Annotated in this window: 20 protein-coding genes; 12 read left to right on the forward strand and 8 right to left on the reverse strand. The window is 42.7% G+C overall.

Annotated features, from left to right (window positions below):
- Positions 1-8: 8 nt before the first annotated feature.
- The 5 genes from tatC to AC1DP6_RS02120 form a co-directional block, all read right to left on the reverse strand.
- Complete coding sequence (gene tatC, locus AC1DP6_RS02100) at positions 9-866, reverse strand: twin-arginine translocase subunit TatC (RefSeq protein ID WP_477023612.1); 858 nt, start codon at positions 864-866, stop codon at positions 9-11.
- Positions 867-1492: 626 nt separating this feature from the next.
- The gene (locus AC1DP6_RS02105) at positions 1493-2767 is read right to left on the reverse strand and encodes a hemolysin family protein (protein WP_477053367.1); all 1275 of its coding nucleotides are present in this window, start codon (positions 2765-2767) and stop codon (positions 1493-1495) included.
- Between the two features lie 42 nt (positions 2768-2809).
- Entirely contained in the window at positions 2810-3478 is a 669-nt protein-coding gene (gene gmk, locus AC1DP6_RS02110; protein WP_477053368.1) for a guanylate kinase, read from the reverse strand.
- Between the two features lie 54 nt (positions 3479-3532).
- Entirely contained in the window at positions 3533-4843 is a 1311-nt protein-coding gene (gene murA / locus AC1DP6_RS02115) for a UDP-N-acetylglucosamine 1-carboxyvinyltransferase (protein ID WP_477053369.1), read from the reverse strand.
- A complete protein-coding gene (locus tag AC1DP6_RS02120; RefSeq protein WP_477053370.1) occupies positions 4840-5571 on the reverse strand; it encodes a DUF4290 domain-containing protein in 732 nt (243 codons plus the stop codon). The genes murA and AC1DP6_RS02120 overlap by 4 nt, the downstream gene beginning before the upstream one ends.
- Before the next feature lie 143 nt (positions 5572-5714).
- On the opposite strand from AC1DP6_RS02120, the gene AC1DP6_RS02125 reads away from it, so the two are divergent.
- On the forward strand, positions 5715-5882 hold the full coding sequence (locus AC1DP6_RS02125) for an SDR family NAD(P)-dependent oxidoreductase (protein WP_477053371.1): 168 nt from the start codon (positions 5715-5717) through the stop codon (positions 5880-5882).
- 106 nt (positions 5883-5988) lie between these two features.
- Positions 5989-6696 (forward strand): alpha/beta fold hydrolase, encoded by a 708-nt coding sequence (locus tag AC1DP6_RS02130; RefSeq protein ID WP_477053372.1) that lies wholly within the window; start codon positions 5989-5991, stop codon positions 6694-6696.
- Positions 6697-6702: 6 nt separating this feature from the next.
- Here the strand turns inward: AC1DP6_RS02130 and AC1DP6_RS02135 are convergent, their stop codons facing one another.
- Positions 6703-7632 carry a tryptophan 2,3-dioxygenase family protein gene (locus AC1DP6_RS02135; protein WP_477023617.1) on the reverse strand — a complete coding sequence of 310 codons (930 nt, stop codon included), beginning with the start codon at positions 7630-7632 and terminating at the stop codon, positions 6703-6705.
- Between the two features lie 66 nt (positions 7633-7698).
- Positions 7699-8166, reverse strand: coding sequence for an Lrp/AsnC ligand binding domain-containing protein (locus AC1DP6_RS02140; RefSeq protein WP_079471223.1), 468 nt, complete (start codon positions 8164-8166; stop codon positions 7699-7701).
- Positions 8167-8978: 812 nt separating this feature from the next.
- Here AC1DP6_RS02140 and trmB point away from each other — a divergent pair.
- The 9 genes from trmB to AC1DP6_RS02185 all read left to right on the forward strand — a co-directional run bounded on the left by trmB (position 8979) and on the right by AC1DP6_RS02185 (position 15466).
- On the forward strand, positions 8979-9686 hold the full coding sequence (gene trmB, locus AC1DP6_RS02145) for a tRNA (guanosine(46)-N7)-methyltransferase TrmB (RefSeq protein WP_477053373.1): 708 nt from the start codon (positions 8979-8981) through the stop codon (positions 9684-9686).
- Positions 9658-9861, forward strand: coding sequence for a DUF5522 domain-containing protein (locus AC1DP6_RS02150; protein ID WP_477023619.1), 204 nt, complete (start codon positions 9658-9660; stop codon positions 9859-9861). Before trmB ends, AC1DP6_RS02150 begins: the two co-directional genes overlap by 29 nt.
- The gene (locus tag AC1DP6_RS02155; protein WP_477053374.1) at positions 9788-10213 is read left to right on the forward strand and encodes an MGMT family protein; all 426 of its coding nucleotides are present in this window, start codon (positions 9788-9790) and stop codon (positions 10211-10213) included. Before AC1DP6_RS02150 ends, AC1DP6_RS02155 begins: the two co-directional genes overlap by 74 nt.
- Positions 10214-10257: 44 nt before the next feature.
- Positions 10258-10701, forward strand: coding sequence for an IPExxxVDY family protein (locus AC1DP6_RS02160; RefSeq protein WP_477053375.1), 444 nt, complete (start codon positions 10258-10260; stop codon positions 10699-10701).
- An 85-nt stretch (positions 10702-10786) separates the two neighbouring features.
- Positions 10787-11017, forward strand: a complete 231-nt coding sequence (locus AC1DP6_RS02165) for a 4a-hydroxytetrahydrobiopterin dehydratase (RefSeq protein ID WP_133807589.1) — start codon at positions 10787-10789, stop codon at positions 11015-11017.
- A gap of 20 nt (positions 11018-11037) precedes the next feature.
- Complete coding sequence (locus AC1DP6_RS02170; RefSeq protein WP_477053376.1) at positions 11038-13122, forward strand: histidine kinase; 2085 nt, start codon at positions 11038-11040, stop codon at positions 13120-13122.
- A gap of 25 nt (positions 13123-13147) precedes the next feature.
- A complete protein-coding gene (locus tag AC1DP6_RS02175) occupies positions 13148-13900 on the forward strand; it encodes a LytR/AlgR family response regulator transcription factor (protein ID WP_477053377.1) in 753 nt (250 codons plus the stop codon).
- A 261-nt stretch (positions 13901-14161) separates the two neighbouring features.
- On the forward strand, positions 14162-14797 hold the full coding sequence (locus tag AC1DP6_RS02180; RefSeq protein ID WP_477053378.1) for a TetR/AcrR family transcriptional regulator: 636 nt from the start codon (positions 14162-14164) through the stop codon (positions 14795-14797).
- Between the two features lie 63 nt (positions 14798-14860).
- Positions 14861-15466, forward strand: a complete 606-nt coding sequence (locus AC1DP6_RS02185) for an outer membrane beta-barrel protein (RefSeq protein WP_477053379.1) — start codon at positions 14861-14863, stop codon at positions 15464-15466.
- Between the two features lie 315 nt (positions 15467-15781).
- Here AC1DP6_RS02185 and rho read toward each other — a convergent pair whose 3' ends face one another.
- Positions 15782-17506 carry a transcription termination factor Rho gene (gene rho, locus AC1DP6_RS02190; protein ID WP_477053677.1) on the reverse strand — a complete coding sequence of 575 codons (1725 nt, stop codon included), beginning with the start codon at positions 17504-17506 and terminating at the stop codon, positions 15782-15784.
- Between the two features lie 445 nt (positions 17507-17951).
- On the opposite strand from rho, the gene asnS reads away from it, so the two are divergent.
- Positions 17952-19391: an asparagine--tRNA ligase gene (gene asnS, locus AC1DP6_RS02195; RefSeq protein ID WP_477053380.1), complete on the forward strand. Its 1440-nt coding sequence runs from the start codon at positions 17952-17954 to the stop codon at positions 19389-19391.
- Positions 19392-19495 lie beyond the last annotated feature (104 nt).

Here is a 19495-nt window from a genome sequence, read left to right on the forward strand (position 1 = left end):
AAAGATAATTAAGACCACTCTTCTACTTCGGTTTTAGTCATCTTGTCTTCACGATCTTTCAGCGCCTTTTTGGATATAAAGATACTGATTTCATACAGACAGTATAATGGCACAAATACGATCAGCTGATCGACCAGATCAGGAGGGGTAATAATAGCCGCCAGGATCAGGATCACCACAATCGCATGGCGTCTGTAAGCTCGCAGGAAATCCGGTGTCAGGATGCCTAATTTGGTGAGGAAGAATACCAGGATAGGTAATTCAAACAACAATCCCATACCTAACACGATCTGTGTCATCAGATCAAAGTAATCATCTATAAAAAACTGGTTAACCGCTTTGGTAGTTACGGTGTAAGAGGCAAGGAAGTTAATCGTGAAAGGTGCCATCAGGAAATAGGCAAAACATATTCCCAGGAAGAATTGAAAAGATACCCAGAAAATAACGCCTCTGGCTCCTTTCAGCTCTTTCTCCTTGAGGGCTGGTTTAACAAAGCGCCAGAACTCCCAGAAAATGTAAGGAAAGGCACAAATAAAGCCGATTATAAACGCCAGTTTAAATTGCAGCATAATCTGTCCAACCATCTTGTAATTCAAAAATGTCACCTTTACAGGGGTAATACAGAGCTGATTTCCCAGTCCTACCCAATGGCTGATTTTACACAGCGCTACATAAGAAGGAAAATCTGCGTTGGTTGGCCCGAAAATAACATTGTCAAGAATTTGCTGTGTATATATAAAGCCGAACGTGCTAAATACAACAAGTGCCAGGGCAGATCTGACGAGGTGCCACCTTAGATCTTCCAGGTGGTCGAAAAAAGACATCTCTGCCTTATCCTCATTATTTGCGAAAAATTTCTTTAACATACTTTATGCGGTCGAACGATGTTGAATACAGTTTCTTCTTAAGGATCACAAATATAGCGGTTGAATACTACAAATTAGAGTAGGCAATGATAAAGTAACCTATTTTAATGTGGCTTTAAGTAGTTATCCGTCCTTCGAAGAAGTAGGTACGTAAAAAAGGAAGATCCGGTAAGTAAAAAGAGAAAAAATAAGGAAGAGAGGAATGGAGCAGTAGAAAAAAAAAGAGCCAGCCCGAGAAGAATCAAGAGCCGGCCTTTCATCCATTGTTTGTTAACCCCAAAAAAGTTGAATTCGAGAATGTCTTTAGCTTCCAGTTAAACTACCTACCTAATTGATGGCAAGCGTTCAGAATAAGTAAGAATCCCTGGTCGCGTTTTATATTGTAATACAAAAATAACAAGAATTATTTTATTATCAATGTTGGAACACTTTTTTTACAACCTTTTAACAAAAATCAAATCATTGTGTTACATCATCTGAAGCAAATGTATACAATCCGTGTTAAATTCCTACTACTTTTTTTAAAAACGTTTTAGCAAAATTGTTATTGTATCGTTAATCCAAACATTATAGAAATAATTATATCATATTAATATCCGATAAGTCAACCAATTTAACGGTCATGTCTATACCAACATCTTCATCTTCACCATTTCGATCCTGGTATCCGTAACATTCAGAATATCAAACTCATAATCGTCAATTATAATGCGTTCCTTGATCTTCGGAATGGTCTCGTGATGGTTGATGATGTATCCTGATAATGTTTCACTTTCATCTTCAGGAAAATCCAGGCCATATCTTTCGTTCAAGTAATCAAGTTCTAATCTGCCGGAGAAAATGTATTCTTTTTCAGCAATCTGCTTTTCTACAAATTCTTCTTCATCATGTTCATCTTTTATTTCTCCGAATATTTCCTCCAGTACATCTTCAATAGTCACAATACCAGCAGTACCCCCAAATTCATCTACCACCCATGCAATACTTTTGCGCTCCTTATTAAACTTGCTGAGCAAGTCTATGGCGCTCATTGTTTCCGGTACCGCAAGAATAGGATGAATGATGCTGTTGATTTCCTTCGGATCCTTGAACATGTCCAACTGATGAATGTATCCGAGGATATTATCGATGGAGCCTTCATAAATAACAATTTTTGAAAGCTTTGTTTCCATGAATTTTTTCCTGGCATCACCAATAGGACGCTGTATTTCCAGCGCTTCTATTTCTTTGCGTGGAATAAGACAACCACGGATTTTTACATGCGCAAGAGAGAGCGCATTTTCAAATAACTCTGTATTCAGCTCCTGGTTGTTTTCACCAAAATGCTGTTGTGATTGCCGGATAAAATGCTCTACATCTACGCGGGTAAAGGATTCACCATTCTCTACCAACCTTACATTGAAGAGATATTTCAACATCCACTCGGATATGGATGCGAGTACATTACCGATTACATAGAGTGGTTTTGCAATCAGTGATATCGGTAAGGCAAAGAAACCAAGCAATGTTTCAGGCCGGGATCTGAAAATGGCCCTGGGCACAAAAAAGCCTAAGAACAGCATAATCAGGGTAGCCAGTATCACTTCCAGGAAGATCACCAGGGGTTGCATGCCTGCAGCCTCTGATTGCTGCTTCATCAGGGAATCCCATGCAGGTTGAAAAACACCTGCTACCATGATGCCATAAATGACAACAGTGATCGTGAATCCAACCAGGCTGGTGGCCAGAAAACGACTGGGATTTTCATTTAAACCGGCTAAAATTTTACCAGTAGCCCTGCCTTGCTTCTTTTTGAGCTCAATGCTAAGTTTATTAACATTGGCAAATGCAGCTTCGATACCTGAAAAGAAGCCAGCCAGCAATACCAGGAAAATCAAAATAATTATTGTGTATCCGTCCATCCTAACAAAAATAACGAATTAGGAAAACCAACAATCAAGCCGCTACTTTATATTTAAAAATTCTGTTACCAGCTTTTTTACTTCTTCATAGGCCTGTTCCAGTTCATCATTTATCACAATATGATCAAATTCATGCGAGAACGACAGCTCGTAGCGGGCTTTTGCCAGGCGCTCCTCCAGGGAAGACTGGGTTTCGGTACCTCTTTCACTGAGTCTTACCCGCAGGGCATCTAACGACGGGGGCTGTATGAAAATAGTGAGTGCACTGCCGTGATATTTTTCTTTAATAGATAATGCACCTTTTATATCGATGTCTACCATTGGGATCTGCTCGCTACTCCAGATACGTTCCAGTTCACTTTTCAGCGTGCCATAATACTTACCGGCATATACCATTTCGTATTCTACAAAGGCATTTTCCTCTATTTGCTGATGAAATTCATCGGCAGACAGAAAATAGTAGTCCTTCCCATCTACTTCGTTAGCACGCGGGGTACGGGTGCTGGCGGAAATAGAAAAAGATAATACGGGCATATTGGCCAGTAATTTTTTTACGATGGTAGTCTTGCCTGCGCCGGAAGGTGCGGTAACGATGATGATCTTTTTTTCCATTATTATATTAGAATCAATGTCGCTGATGACTTCAAATGCAAAACCCAAAAACCGGTAAAATGTTTTACTGGAATTTGGGTTGTGCCAGCTATTAGCCATTAGCTTTAGCTTTTAGAAATGCAGCGGAGCTTATATTTCTTTTCTTTTTCTTTGTTATACTCTTTTTATATCTGCTCCCAGCTTTCTCAACCTTTCGTCGATATACTGATAGCCACGATCTATCTGGTCTATGTTCTGGATAGTGCTCTTTCCTTCTGCACTGAGTGCAGCAATCAGGAGAGACACACCCGCACGTATATCCGGAGATGACATGGTAATACCGCGCAACGGGTGCTGCCGGCCCAAACCAATCACCACTGCACGGTGAGGATCACATAAAACAATCTGTGCACCCATATCTATCAGCTTGTCCACGAAGAACAGGCGGCTTTCAAACATTTTCTGGTGAATCATTACACTACCCTTTGCCTGTGTGGCTACTACCAGCACAATACTCAGGAGATCCGGTGTAAAGCCGGGCCATGGATGATCTGAAATGGTAAGAATGGAACCGTCCAGGAAAGTTTGTATTTCGTAGGAATCCTGGGAAGGGATATAAATATCATTGCCCTGGATTTCCAGCTGGATACCTAACTGGCGGAATTTTTCCGGGATAATACCCAGATTTTCGACACCGGCATTTTTAATGGTAATCTCGCTTTGCGTCATCGCAGCGAGGCCAATAAAAGAGCCGATTTCTATCATATCCGGCAGCATGCTGTGTTCGCAGCCACCAAGTTCTTTTACACCTTCAATGGAAAGAAGATTGGATCCTACCCCGCTGATACGGGCGCCCATGCGGTTGAGCATTTTACAAAGCTGCTGCAGATAAGGTTCGCAGGCCGCATTGTAAATAGTGGTAGTTCCTTCTGCCAATACAGCTGCCATTACAATGTTGGCTGTACCGGTAACACTGGGTTCATCCAGCAGCATATAAGTGCCTTTCAGCCCTCCTGCTGTTTCCAGACGGAAATAGTTATCATCCGCATCATACACAAAGCGGGCACCCAACTTTTCGAAACCGATAATATGGGTATCCAGCCTGCGCCGGCCTATTTTATCACCACCTGGTTTTGGAATAAATGCCCGACCAAACCTGGCTAACAGGGGTCCTGCAATCATTAYGGAACCACGGAGCTTACCTGATTTCTTTTTAAACTCAGGGCTTTCCAGGTATTTCAGATCTACTGCATCTGCCTGGAACTCGCATGTATCGCGACTTATACGATTTATTTTTACACCTGCATCTCCTAACAACTCTATCAGCAGATTCACATCTACTATATCCGGAATATTGGTGATTGTAACCTTTTGTGGGGTCAGCATCACTGCACTGATGATCTGTAAAGCTTCGTTTTTGGCACCCTGGGGTACAATTTCCCCCTTTAAGCGGTTGCCGCCTCTTACTTCAAAAGCACTACTCACTTGTTCCTGTTTTTGTTGTATTTGTTATTGTGCTTATTGTTATTATCTCTGCTTTTGCCGCCGCCGCCACTGTTATTATTATTGCTGCTTTTGAATTTATTCTGCTGGAAGCTTTTGCGCTTGGTAGAACGGAACTGATCAGCTGCTCCGGCCACATTACCACCGCCACCACCACCAAAGCTGGCAGGGCTGGCTACATGTGAAGTATGACCCGGATGGTATTCCAGCTGGTTATCGGTAATGGCCAGCAACTCTGCCTTGATAGCATCATCGTGTACACTTTCCTTGTGCCAGTTGGTATAGGCCAGTTTCATATAGTTACCGATACATTGGGTAAATCCTTCTTTTTTATCAGGATTTTCCTCATGCAGGGCTTTGTCTATGATCATTTCCAGGTTTTTACCGAAGTGGCGGTTCCTGGGATATTTTTTTGGATAAGGAAGTTTGTCGGGCTTTGCTCTCAGCTTTTCAATGGTGGGGATTGGATAAGGGGATTCCACCTTGAGGTTAAAACTGGAGATATTGAAAATATGATCCCATAATTTATGCCTGAAGTCTTCCACATTACGTAAATGCGGATTCAACGTACCCATGAGCTCTATTACCGCCATAGCATTACGCTGACGCTCATCGTCGTCTTCTATGGTTACCAGGTACTCCACCATTTTCTGGATATTCCTGCCATATTCCTTCATTATCAGGTAATTACGCGTGGTATTGTATTCCATTACTAGTATTTAAAAAAACATGATTTGATGATGGGACATCTTAAGTGAAGAAAATTAATCGGCAACATCTATGCAAACATAATAAAAAAATATGAGGAACATTTCATAAGGGTGTATTGTTTATAAGTGCCAAAATGTTTGATATGGAAGGATTGAAAAACAAGGTTGCGCTGGTTACAGGCGCAGGTTCGGGCCTTGGCAAGTGTGTGGCAGAACTATATGCAAAGAACGGCACCAGTGTGGTGCTAAGCGATATTGATGAAAAGGCCGGCAGCTACTATCCTATTGATAGTGCACACCTGGCCGGATGATTTTATTATTCACTTATCAGGATGTTTTATATAGATATCACAATAAAATATCCCAATAATTGAATAATCACCCTCCCGAATCCAAAATGTTTGCTAGTTTTAGTCAATGCAAACAAATAAACTCCCCATACTTTTTTTACATGGCGCATTAGGTGCCACCTCACAATTTCAACCGCTGGCAGCCGAACTATCGGAACATTACGATGTGCATCTGCTTAATTTCAGCGGGCATGGCGACGTTCCTTTTTCAGAACAGGGATTCAGTGTACAGGTATTTGCAGCAGAAGTATTATCCTACCTGGAGCGCCATGGGCTGGACTTTGTGCATATTTTCGGATATAGCATGGGCGGATATGTAGCCATGTACCTGGCCCGTCATTATCCCGAAAAAACCGGTCGTGTGATTACACTGGCCACCAAGTACAACTGGAATGAAGCCACGGCCAGTAAAGAAGTAAGGCAGCTGAACCCGATATTGATTGAAGAAAAAGTGCCGGCATTTGCGCGGGTGCTGGAAGAAAGGCATACTGCCAGTGACTGGAAAACGGTGGTAACCCGCACCGCTTCGCTCATTGAAGAGTTAGGGCATCAGTCTTTACTGAAACATGCCGACTATGCGCAGATTGTTACGCCCTGCATGCTGATGATGGGCGACCACGATAATATGGTGTCTTTCCAGGAAACAATTGAAGTGTATAAAGCCTTGCCGCTGGCGCAGCTGACGATTTTACCGGATACGGCACATCCGCTGGAAAAAGCAGATGTACCGTTGCTGGCATATTACATAAGAAGATTTACAACGCAGAATATCTGATCTTAACTACTCGCCCATGGCCAGTTTGCCCCAATTATCAAGTTCTTCTTCTGTCCACAGTTCCGGGAAAAAGACGATGCGCTTGTTTTTTGGAGGCAGGTATTGTTGCCAGTTGGTACCACCTGTGGCGGCAATATCTTCCGGTCTTTTGTGCAGGTACCTTACGGCAGACTTATAGTGCATCAATGGCCAGCGCACATTGATATTGAGGTCATATTCCTTTAACAGGGGCATTACTTCTGCCTGTGCTTCCGGCGTGAGTTGCTGGTAGCTGGCTTGTATGTTACAATCCTTATAGCGGGTAGCGAGTTGCAGGAAAGTATCCATGTATTTCAGCTCAAACTGGCGCAGGGTCAGTGTTTTCTTACCTGTAGCCAGTTCTGTAGCGCCACTTCTCCAGTAGATATTATCGAGCACACCTTTTAATTCCAGGTGCTCCATATCGGGGCGCATAGGTTCATATACCAGGTTGTTTAACCGGGTAGAGCAAATTTCGATCATGCGGAATTGTCCGCTCTGGAAGCCGCTGGCAGGTAACAACGCCATGCGGAATTGCAGGAACTGTTCCTTATCCATCCCATCTACCATTATTTCAAATGAGTTGATGAGACTGCGGAAGTAGTTGTTGATCCTTTTTAGCTGGGTAATAAAAATTTCAGCTGACAGTACAGGTGCAAGGCTGATTTGTTCGATTGCCTGCAGTGATAACTTAAAGTACAATTCCGTGATCTGATGATAAATGATGAATATTCTTTCATCAGGAATCGGCGTGCGCGGATGTTGCAGATTCAGCAACACATCCAACTGAATATAGTCCCAATATGTGAGGTAGTCCGCGTACAGAAGGCCATCCAGGTAGGATGACAGGTTCTGACCCATGGCGGCATACTTTTCTTCCAGCCGTTGAATTTTTTCGGCAATTTCTGTTGTAACCATGGCGAAAATTAATAATTAAGAATGAAAAAGCAACAGGGCTACGCCCTTCCATTCCTAAAAACTATATTATTCCACCACGTTGATTGTTCTGTAAAAGCTTTCTTCGAGGGAAATCAGGGTTTCGGTCCTTTCAATGCCTTTGATTTTCTGCAATTCATCGTGAAGGATACGGCGAAGCTGGGTAATATCTTTACAGATGATTTCCGCGAACATGCTATAGCTTCCGGTAGTGTAATTAAGACGTACCATTTCCGGTATCTTTCTTAATTCTTTGGCAACAGTATCATACATGGAGCTTTTTTCCAGGTAAATACCAATAAAAGCGATTACGTCATAGCCGATCATTTTTAAATCTACATGTAATTTAGTACCTTTAACTACACCCAGTTCTTGTAATTTCTTCATTCTCACGTGGATAGTCCCGCCGGAAACGAACAATTTCTTCCCCAGGTCGGCGTAGGAGATCTCCGCATTAGACATCATTTCGCTGATAATCTGCAAATCGAGTTTGTCAATATTCAAATTGTGGCTCATTTTTACAATTTGTTTTTGAATGTTTTAAAGTTATATGCAAATATTTAAAAAATATCGAAAATTCCAAAATTTCTCTTAAAAAATTTGCAAAAAAGTACCCTTCTCTTTAGATTTGCATCATAATCATTACCAAACAGGTTAACGGAAAGCAATAACAGGTAACGGTTTAAACACTTTGTGGGATGATGAAATTGGCAGACATGCCCTCTTGTCTCGAGGGTGGGGATCACAGGATAAACGTAGTATAATTGGGTTGACCACTAATCTTACTTGTGCTACAGCTAACTGCCCCGTGGAGGTTCGACTCCTCCTCCTACAGCTTAATTGGTTTAAAGAGCTCGTAAGTTATCATGCTTACGGGCTTTTTTTATGCCCGCCGCCGCTACTATGGCCACTTCTGACCTCCCATCCTGGGTTACACATCCGGACGTCATCCCCGCATCAAGTCCACATCAAGTCCACCTCTGCTGCACCACTACTATAGGTACATAGCCTGTCCTAAGCATAGCATCGACGGAGTCTACATAATCCCCCTCCTCCCGGCACCTGATTAATAAAACATCCTATTATTGTCTTTTACAATTTGATTTCTTGATATTATATATTTTAAATAATAAACCTATATATTTATCATGAAGAAATTATTACCTGGTACTGCGGAACCGAAAACCACCAGGTGAAAGTTGTATTACCTGCTAACGTACAGATAAGCGGTGACGCTTCTCTTACCCGGCCCCACCAGTCACCACTGCCAGCCACATCTCCCTATTTATCCTCTCCCCATTCAAAAAATCCCAGTATTTTTGCCGCAAATGGGACAAAAAAAATTAGAACGATTTGCTGAAATCGAAACCTTCCCCAACGTATTGATATACCCGGAAGGTATGCAGGGAAAATGGAATGAATTCTTCAAAAACAGCCACCCTATTACATTAGAGCTGGCTTGTGGTAAGGGAGATTATACCCTGGGTATGGCCCGGCTATTCCCGGATCAGAACTTTTTAGGCGTAGATCTTAAAGGCAACCGCATCTGGAGAGGCGCCAAAACCGCCCTCGAAGAGCCGTTGACCAACGTGGGATTCTTACGCACACAGATAGACAAACTCAACAATTACTTTGCAGCAGGAGAAATAAAAGATATCTGGATTACTTTTCCGGACCCTTTCCTGCGCAATTCCAAGTCAAAGAAAAGGTTAACACACCCGAAGTTCCTGCAATTGTTTCAGCCATTGCTGGCCCCGGGAGCTACTATTAACCTGAAAACAGACTCTCCGCAGCTCTATGCTTTCACGCAGGAAGTAATCAGCGCCGCGGGATGTATCCTCATAGAAGATATTCCTGACGTATATGCATTACCGGAGGTTCCACCACTATTAAAGATCCAGACCTTTTATGAAGGCATGCACCTCGCAGATGGAAGAACAATCCGTTACCTGAAATTTCAACTGCCTGCCGCTCCGCTGAACTGGCAAAGCATAAAACTGCCTTCAGATGAAGCAACCGTTGGTGGAGAAGATTGATTTTTACTATAACGCCCAGGGCTATATGGTATTTACCGAAAAGTTTCACCTCGACCGTGGCTTCTGTTGTGGCAACGGCTGCAGACATTGTCCTTTTGATTATGAAAAAGTACCTGAACCCAAAAGAACTACCCTCCTTGCCCAGCGCAGGGAAGAAGGAAAAGGAGACCGGTGAAAAGGTTTCCTTTTTCGAAACTGTATTTAAAATAGCACGCACCGTACCACGCGGCCGGGTCACCTCTTATGGTGCCATTGCAGATGCCTCCGGCTTAAGGCTCACCGGTCGTATGGTAGGCTGGGCCATGAATGCCGCCGGCAGCGCCAAGCCCCCTGTGCCCGCCCACCGGGTGGTAAACAGCAAAGGTGAATTAAGCGGCAGAAGCCATTTCGCCACCCCAACCCTGATGCAGGAATTACTGGAACAGGAAGGCGTAATTGTAAAAGAAGATAAAATAGAAAATTTTAAAGCTGTATTTTGGGACCCGGGACAACCTTCTTCCAAAAAGGGCAGTAAGAAGAAAGGATAATTATTTTTTCAACATCCAGGCAGGGTGTAGCGTTACTTTTCTATATGACAATACTCAAGTTAAAGCTGGACCAGGACCAATTGGTGGAGGATTTCTTTGAGAACACTCACGTGATTGGCGTCGCTGCTTCTTCACGTGATTACCAGTTGTGCTGGCATATTAATCGTCAGCTGCACACCAATTTCCGGGTGAATAATCACCTGGAAATCACGATTTCCAAGAAGACAAGGTCCTTCCATTTCCCCATATTTGAGTTTCATGAACCTACCAATTCAGTAGCACACTATATTTACAACAATCATTGCCAGGCAGAATTCCTGCTACCAGAACTAAAACAGATTGATTTTTTGTGGATGGTCAAGGGAGATTATTACCAACCGAACGATGTAAAAAAATTATTGGAAGAATTACGCCTTGTTCCGCTTGTACAATTAGTATCTTTACTGGATATCAGAGAGATCAAAAATAAGATGAACCTTATTTTTTAGGATAGGCACAGCACATCAGCGCTTAATAATTTGACCAGATTCAGTGACGGACCCCAGTTTTACATTTTAAAACCCCTGTTATTTTATGTGGGAAGAAAAAAATAAACAGCTTTACCGGGCATTTGAATTCAAGGATTTTCGGGATGCATTTGCGTTTATGACAAAAGTCGCACTGGTCGCGGAAAAAATGGATCATCACCCCTATTGGACCAACGTTTATAATAAAGTAGAAATATTTCTGAGCACACATGATGCAGGAAATATTGTTACCGCTAAGGATGAGGCAATGGCAAAAGCTATTGACAAATTGCTCTAACTAAATTTATATAACACTTTGTGAAGCGCATTATTTTAATGCTGCTGTTGTACTGTTACACTGCAGAATCCTTTGCCAATACGGATCGTACCCCAGTAGATACACTGATAACAGATACTACATTCGCACCTGCGAATATGGATCTGCGCCCCTATATCAACATCCTTACAGACGACAACCAACACCTGACCATGGCGCAGGTGAGTCAACTCCCGTTTATCCACCAGGAAAAATTATTCCATAATAATCCTAAAAACAATGGCCGGGTAAACAATTGCTGGCTACGGCTTACCATCAAAAACCAAAGCAATAAAATCCTTTCCTGCCAGCTGTTTTCAGGCTGGCACGACTATATGTACTGGTACATGCAGGCCCCCGGAGATACCCCGCAACTGCTCATGCAAACCGGCCTGATGTTAGACAATGGCGGTGTGGAAAGATGGAATCACTATGCATTCAATGTAAGCGTGCCCTCCGGTCAGATCCGTACCTTCTACCTGCATATCATCAATAAATCATACAACGAAAATGCCCTGATGCCTATGCTCTTCAGCACAGTAGCATATGCAGCATTCCGGGATAAACAATTGGATACCTATCGTAAAGAAGCAGTCATCATACAGGTACTGCTCGGTATGCTGATGGTCTTCTTCAGTATTTCTATTATTAATTATATACAGCTACCAGACAGATCCTACATCTACTTTGCCGCCTATGTGCTGGGACTCATTCTTTTCTTTGCATTAAGACTGGAGAGTAAGCCTTATCAGTTGTCGTTCTTTCACCGGTGGCCGATGTTGAAATACTACTGGGATATTCCAGGGCTGCTGTTCTGCTTTTACCTGATGTACCTGTTATTCGGTAATACGTTCCTCAACCTCACAGAGCGCTATCCCTTTATGGAGCGGGTATTTACCTGGGTAGCCGCGGTAGTGGGCGGCCTGATTATTCTGTGTATGTATTGTATTGCAGAAGAACAATATCATTTGCCCACCATTATATACAGCTATGTATATTTCATCACCCTGGTGCCTTTACTGGCGGTATTTGTAGCCCTGGCCAGACGCTCCAGGCATCATCCGCTGGTCCGGTTTTTCCTCTATGGGTCTGTGTGCCTGTACCTGGCCTGTTTCGGCTCCTTTTTAATGCATGTGCGCCCACTGGGCTTACTCAGTGCACTGGGAGAGCTGGCCGCCCCCACTATGCTGCTGATTGGCGGTGTATTGCTACAGGCCATGTTTTTCCTGGCAGGATTAAGCTATCGTAACAAACTGGTACATCTTGAAAGAACCCGTACACAGGAGTTGCTCATCAAACAACTAAATAAAAATAAAGAGCTGCAACGTAAGCTGAATGAGCAACTGGAAGAACTGGTAAAAGAACAAACCACCGAAATTCTGCGTAAAAAGCAGGAACTGGAGGAACAACGCAAGAAACAACTGGAAACAGAATACGATAAGAAGCTGACGGAGATTGAGCTGAAAGCGATACGTGCACAGATAAATCCTCACTTCATTTTCAACTGTCTGAACTCTATTCAACTGTTTGTGATGCAGCGCGACTATGAATATGCGCAGAAATACCTGTCTGACTTCTCTTACCTGATCCGCAAAACACTTGATTTCTCCCGGCGTAATTTTATTTCGCTGGCAGATGAAATCACTTACCTGAATACTTACCTGGGACTGGAAAAGATGCGTTTTGAAAACAGGATGGAATATGAAATAGTGGTAGACCCTGTGATCGCCACCGCCGAACTGGAAATCCCGGCCATGCTGTTACAACCTTATGTAGAAAATGCGGTAAAACATGGGATGACGAATCCCCAACAGCCTACCGGCAAGCTTTCTATCTTCTTTAACCAGGTAGCCTCCGACATGCTGGAGTGCATCATAGCAGATAATGGCATCGGCATTGCCCGTTCCAAATCCCTGCGTATGCTGCCCAAGCATCATCAGTCGTCCGGAATGGAAATCAGCCAGAACCGCGCCGAGTTGCTGAACAAAATGTATAACACAGAAATTCAAATAGAAATTATAGACAGATCATCAGAAGATGAATCGGATAGCGGCACGATAGTTAAAATACTGATCCCCCAGTTATAATTAGTGTATCCGTTAATGTTATTTTATGATAAAGGCTATTATTATAGACGACGAGCGAAACAGCCGGGATATTATTGCGTTAATGCTGGAAAAATATTGTCCGGAGATCACCATTGCCGGTACAGCCTCGGACTGTACCGATGGAATTGAAAAAATAAAAACGCACCGGCCGGAGCTGGTATTCCTTGACCTTGAAATGCCTGATGGCACCGGGTTTGATGTACTGGCAGGTACCATGCCCGACATTCCTTTTGAAGCGGTATTTGTTACTGCATTTGAAAAAAAATTCCTGCACGTGATCCGTTTCAGTGATGTGGAATTAATATTAAAACCGATAGATAAGGAGAGTTTATTACAGGCAGTTGCACTGGTGACAGCACGTATTAACTCCGGCAGCAAAAAAGACCGCTATGATGTACTCCTTGAAAATTTCAATCATAGCAAGCCGGTAGCCTGGAAATTACTTATACCGGCAACTAACGGAGAAGCTTACACTATAAACATCCCAGCCATCGAATACCTGGAGGCAATGGGCGAAAATTGCCTGTTCCGTTTAAACACTGGTTTACGCATTACTGCCGTACAGTCATTCCGGTACTATGCGGATCTTTTCGGCTCTCTCCGTTTCTACCAGATCAATAATAGCCAGATGATTCAGATTTCCAATATCAGCCACCTGGATGCTGCTGCCGGTAAAGTAGTGCTGAAAAGCGGTATAGTACTGGATATTACGGAAAGAAGACAACGTGATTTGTTACTCAAAATGAATCATAAATAAAACAGGGAACTACGTGTACCCTTTCCCGGTAATTATACATTTTCAAATTTTCCGGCGTTCTGCTTTCGATTTATTTAATGTTTCTGCCGACGTTTTTTATTAAGACGCGTATTTCCTTCCCATTTCCTCTTTTTAATCTTTTGCGCGAAGGGTACGTAACAATTTCTTAACAAAAAAATTTGGTGGAATTACTTTTGGTTGTACATTTGACCCGCAAAACAAAATAGTCAAACAGTCAGATTTTGTTAGCAGGTATACTTTATGGCAGAACAGGACCAGAAACGAACTATGATTCTGGAAGCGGCATTAAAGCGCTTCAAGCGGTTTGGCTTGTCTAAAACTACCATGGAGGAAATCGCCAGGGATCTGGAGATTTCAAAAGGCTCTTTGTATTATTATTTTTCGGATAAAGAATCCATATACGTAGCGGTAGTGGAGTGTATGATAGCCGAATGCTTCCTGGATATGTCTGCATATGTAGAAGAAGCACCGTCTACCACCGCTATCATGGACCGTTACCTGGAGTTAAAAGAGAAGATGCTGCTGGAATATCACTTTCTGTTTGGTGTAAACGAATGGATTAAAGATGTTCCTTCCAGCCTGATGCGGCAAACCATTGAGTTATTGCAGCAGGTAGAAATTGCTTTTCTCTCTGCGACTATTTCCAAAGGGATAGAAAGCGGAGAACTCCACAAGGATACGGATACGGAACTAACGGCGCAGCTACTGGTAAATGTATTATTCGGTTTATGGGTAATATGGTGCAAGTGGCAGGCGGCAGGTTTTGATCCTCACGACCAGAAAGCGCTGAAATGCTTTATGGCACGTGAAAAACAAGTACTGACCATTTTCTTTAATGGATTAAGATATCGACCAAACATCAACCAGGATTGCTAGAACGTATGTAGAAGAATCACTAACACAGGAATAGTTTTAATGAATATTTAAATTTAACGACAGATGAAAAAGTTGATTGTATTGGCCGCAGTAGCACTGTTCGGCACACAAGTAGCAAAGGCTCAGTTTTCGAAAGGCGATGTAATTGTAGGTGGTAATCTGAATGTTTCTACCACTAGCACAAAAGCAAAAAACACTGACAAAAAAGAAACAGATACTAAATTTGGTATCAGTCCGAAAGTAGGTGTGGCATTGAACTCCAACTGGGTAATCGGTATTTTTGCAGAATCAAAATTTGGTTCAGATAAAACCTTTGAAGATGTTAAAACCAAAACACTGGATATCACCCCAGGTATATTTGTTCGTAACTACCACATGATTGGTCAGAGCAAATTTGCATTCTTCGCAGAAGCCAACGCTGGTTACCATTTTGGTAATACAAAAGTTAATGACAACAAATTCAGTACTGTTAACGGTTTTAAAGTGAATGTACTTCCCGGTATCACTTACTTTGTTACCAAACACTTCATGGTTGAAGGAGCATTTGGTGGTTTAAGCTATGGCTACGACCAAACTAAACTGGAAGCAAACGGTGCTAAAGCAAACACTAGCAGTTTTGATTTTAACTTCCCTAAAGAATTCTCTCTGGGAGTTAACTGGATATTCTAAGCAATAGCTACAGTTTTTATGTAAGATAGTTATACGGTTAAATAGATTGGATAATCCCGCCACAGTTGTACTGTGGCGGGATTTTTGCGTTTTATACCCCGTAGCTTCATCAAATCAACCTGTCATGCGCAAACTAAAATTACTTTTATCACTTCTTGCTGTCACACTTATTTACAGCAGTTGTGTAACTACCCAGCCTGTAGGCAATCCGAACAATTTGCCACCCGGGCAGCAGAAAAAGCAATAGTTCTCTATAAAGTAAAAGCCCGTTACGGATAACCGTAACGGGCTTTTACTTTATACATTCACCTGGTCCTAGCTGTTCATAGAGATCAGGAATTCTTCGTTGTTTTTAGTTCCGCGCATATGTTGCAGCATGAAGTGCATAGACTCATCTGTATTCATATCACCGAGGTGGTTACGCAGGATGTGGATACGTTTGAGAGAATCTTTATCCAGCAACAGATCATCACGGCGGGTAGACGATGCAGAAACATCGATAGCCGGGAAGATACGTTTGTTAGCCAGTTTACGATCCAGCAACAGTTCCATGTTACCGGTACCTTTGAATTCTTCAAAGATAACTTCATCCATTTTAGAACCGGTATCAATCAATGCGGTAGCCAGGATGGTTAATGAACCACCATGTTCAATTTTACGGGCCGCACCAAAGAACTGTTTAGGTTTCTGCATCGCATTTGCTTCCACACCACCGCTCAATACTTTACCGGAAGCTGGTGCCACAGTATTGTGTGCTCTTGCCAAACGGGTAATGGAATCCAGCAGGATCACTACATCATGACCACATTCTACCAGGCGTTTTGCTTTTTGCAGTGCGATAGCAGATACTTTCACATGCTTTTCAGCTGGCTCATCGAAAGTAGAAGCGATTACTTCTGCCTTTACGCTACGTTCCATATCTGTTACCTCTTCCGGACGCTCATCTATCAATACAACCATCAGGTAAATTTCAGGATGGTTAGTGGCAATCGCATTTGCTACCTCTTTCAGTAACATGGTTTTACCCACCTTAGGTTGCGCAACGATCAGTCCACGCTGTCCTTTACCGATAGGCGTAAACATATCCATGATACGCGTAGAGTAGTTATTGGAAGTAGTCGTTAACCGCAGTTTCTCAAAAGGAAACAGTGGGGTCAGGTAGTCGAAAGGTACACGGTCGCGTACTTCTTCCGGTGATTTGTTATTGATGGTTTCCACCTTCAATAAAGCAAAGTACTTCTCTCCTTCTTTAGGTGGACGTACAGAGCCTTTCACGGTATCACCGGTTTTAAGACCAAAGAGTTTTATCTGGGAAGGAGATACATAAATATCATCCGGTGAACTGAGGTAGTTATAATCGGAAGAACGGAGGAAACCGTAGCCATCGGGCATCATTTCCAGTACACCTTCACTTACTATTACACCATCAAATTCTATATTGAAAACTGGTTCTTTCTTGCTTGGGTAGCGGTTCTTCTGCGCTGCAGGTGCAATTGGAATTTCTCCGGGCACTACAAAATCGTCATCGTCTTGTTCATCTTCCTCTGCGGCAGGTATTGTTACCACTTCTTCTTCTTCTTCCTCTTCTGCTTCTTCATCTTCTGTAAAAGAAGGAATGATGATATCATCATCATCATCGAAGGTGAGGGAAGGAATACTGTCCAGGTCTATCTCAAAATCTTTAATCTTAGGTTTTGCAGAATTAGTATTCACCGGGGTTTCATCCGCATCATGATCTTTTGATTTAGTACCGGTAGTTTTTTTGGCAGCTGGTTTTTTAGCAGCTGGTTTTTCTTCAGCGTGAGCAGGTTCTTCAGCACCGTGGTTACCGTCTTCTTTCTTTACAGGTTTGCGTTTACGTGCTTTTTTTTCGTCTCCGTTGGCTTGGTTATCTTCTGAGGCTAATACGGCTTGTTTATCAAGAATTTTGTAGATAAGGTCCTGTTTGTTCAGTTTTTTTGCGTTGGGAACGTCCAGTTTCTCTGCAATATCAAGCAGCTCAGGAACGAGCATGTCGTTCAGTTGTAAGATGTCGTACATCATCTGTGTTGTCAAATTTTAGAAGTGTTGTGAGGCGGGTACCACTGCATACCAACATACACCAATTACAAATAATTGTTTTTGAGTCAATAAATTTAATTAGCTTATTAAATTTGATAGGGAATGATTGAGTTTAGGAACTGCCGATGAAGATGTGAAAATGAACTTAATCAGGCAGAATATACCGCAAGATTAAAACAAGTTTTACTATTATCCAAAAATATTTAGGGTTGAATTGCCCCAAAGCGGCCCGTAATACAGTCTTCCCCGGGCTGTAAAAGACTGTCAGCGGGACGCTCAAAACCTTGTTTCTATTGATTCTGACCAACCTATCCAGTCATTTTTAACATTTCATTTGCATACCTGCGCCGGAAAAAGGCGGGACCCCGGACTATATACTATGAAGTTTTCCGCTTATTTTTGCAGTCCTAAAATATAATATATTATGAGCCAAAGGGTGAAAGTCAAGCAAATCTTGTCAGACGACAAGGCGCATTACGAAGTAACGGTTAAAGGTTGGGTGCGTTCATTCCGCAACAATCAGTTTATAGCGTTGAACGATGGCTCTACCAATAATAATTTACAAATAGTAATCAATACCGAAAACACAGATGCAGCGCTGCTGAAGCGCATCACCACGGGAGCAGCTATCAGCGCTACCGGCGAAATTATTCCATCCCAGGGGAAAGGCCAGAAAGTAGAACTGAAGGCGGTTACCCTGGAAATACTGGGCGACTGTGATCCGGAAAAATATCCGTTACAACTGAAAAACAAGCCCAGCCTGGAATACCTGCGTGAAATAGCGCATCTGCGTTTCCGTACCAATACATTCGGCGCTATTTTCCGCGTACGTCATGCCCTTGCATTTGCCGTACACCGCTTCTTTAATGAGCGTGGATTTGTATATCTGCACACACCTATTATTACTGCATCTGATGCAGAAGGTGCGGGCGAAATGTTCCGCGTAACCACGCTGGACATGAAAAACCCGCCACGGACAGAGAATGGCGAAATTGATTACAAAGAAGATTTCTTTGGAAAATCAACTAACCTGACGGTTTCCGGACAGCTGGAAGGAGAACTGGGAGCAATGGCTTTCGGAGATATTTACACTTTCGGCCCCACTTTCCGTGCAGAAAACTCCAACACAGCCCGCCACCTGGCTGAGTTCTGGATGATAGAACCAGAAATGGCCTTCTATGAGCTGGAAGACAATATGGATCTGGCGGAAGCATTCATTAAATCTGTGATAGGATATGTATTGGATAACAACCGCGATGACCTCGACTTCCTGGCCAGCCGCCTGGTAGAAGAAGACAAACAGAAACCACAGCTCGAACGCAGTGAAATGGGACTCATAGAAAAGCTGGAATTTGTGCTGCACAACGAGTTTGTACGTATTACCTATACAGAAGCCATCGACATTCTGAAGAACAGCAAGCATAACAAAAACAAAAAGTTCCAGTACCTGATTGAAGACTGGGGCGCTGATCTGCAGAGCGAACACGAACGCTACCTGGTAGAAAAACACTTTAAGAAACCGGTGATCTTAACCGACTATCCTAAAGAAATCAAGTCTTTCTACATGAAGCTGAATGATGACGGCAAAACCGTAAGGGCAATGGATATCCTGTTCCCAGGCATTGGCGAAATGGTAGGTGGTTCTCAACGTGAAGAAGACTACGACAAACTGGTAAAACGTATGGGTGAAATGCATGTGCCGGCAGAGGAATTAAGCTGGTACCTGGATACCCGCCGTTATGGTACTGCACCACACGCCGGCTTCGGTCTGGGTTTTGAACGCCTGATGCTGTTCGTTACCGGTATGACGAATATCCGCGATGTGATTGCATTCCCGAGAACACCGAAGAGTGCTGAGTTTTAAGCGATTTTTGTCTTGATCAGGATTATACTGATTAAGATGATTGTCAGGATTATATTTTTTATAAGATTAGCGAAGATAAAAGCTGGATAACTGCTTTTTCTTCG

The sequence above is a fragment of the Chitinophaga sp. 01L420 genome (genome assembly GCF_056399985.1).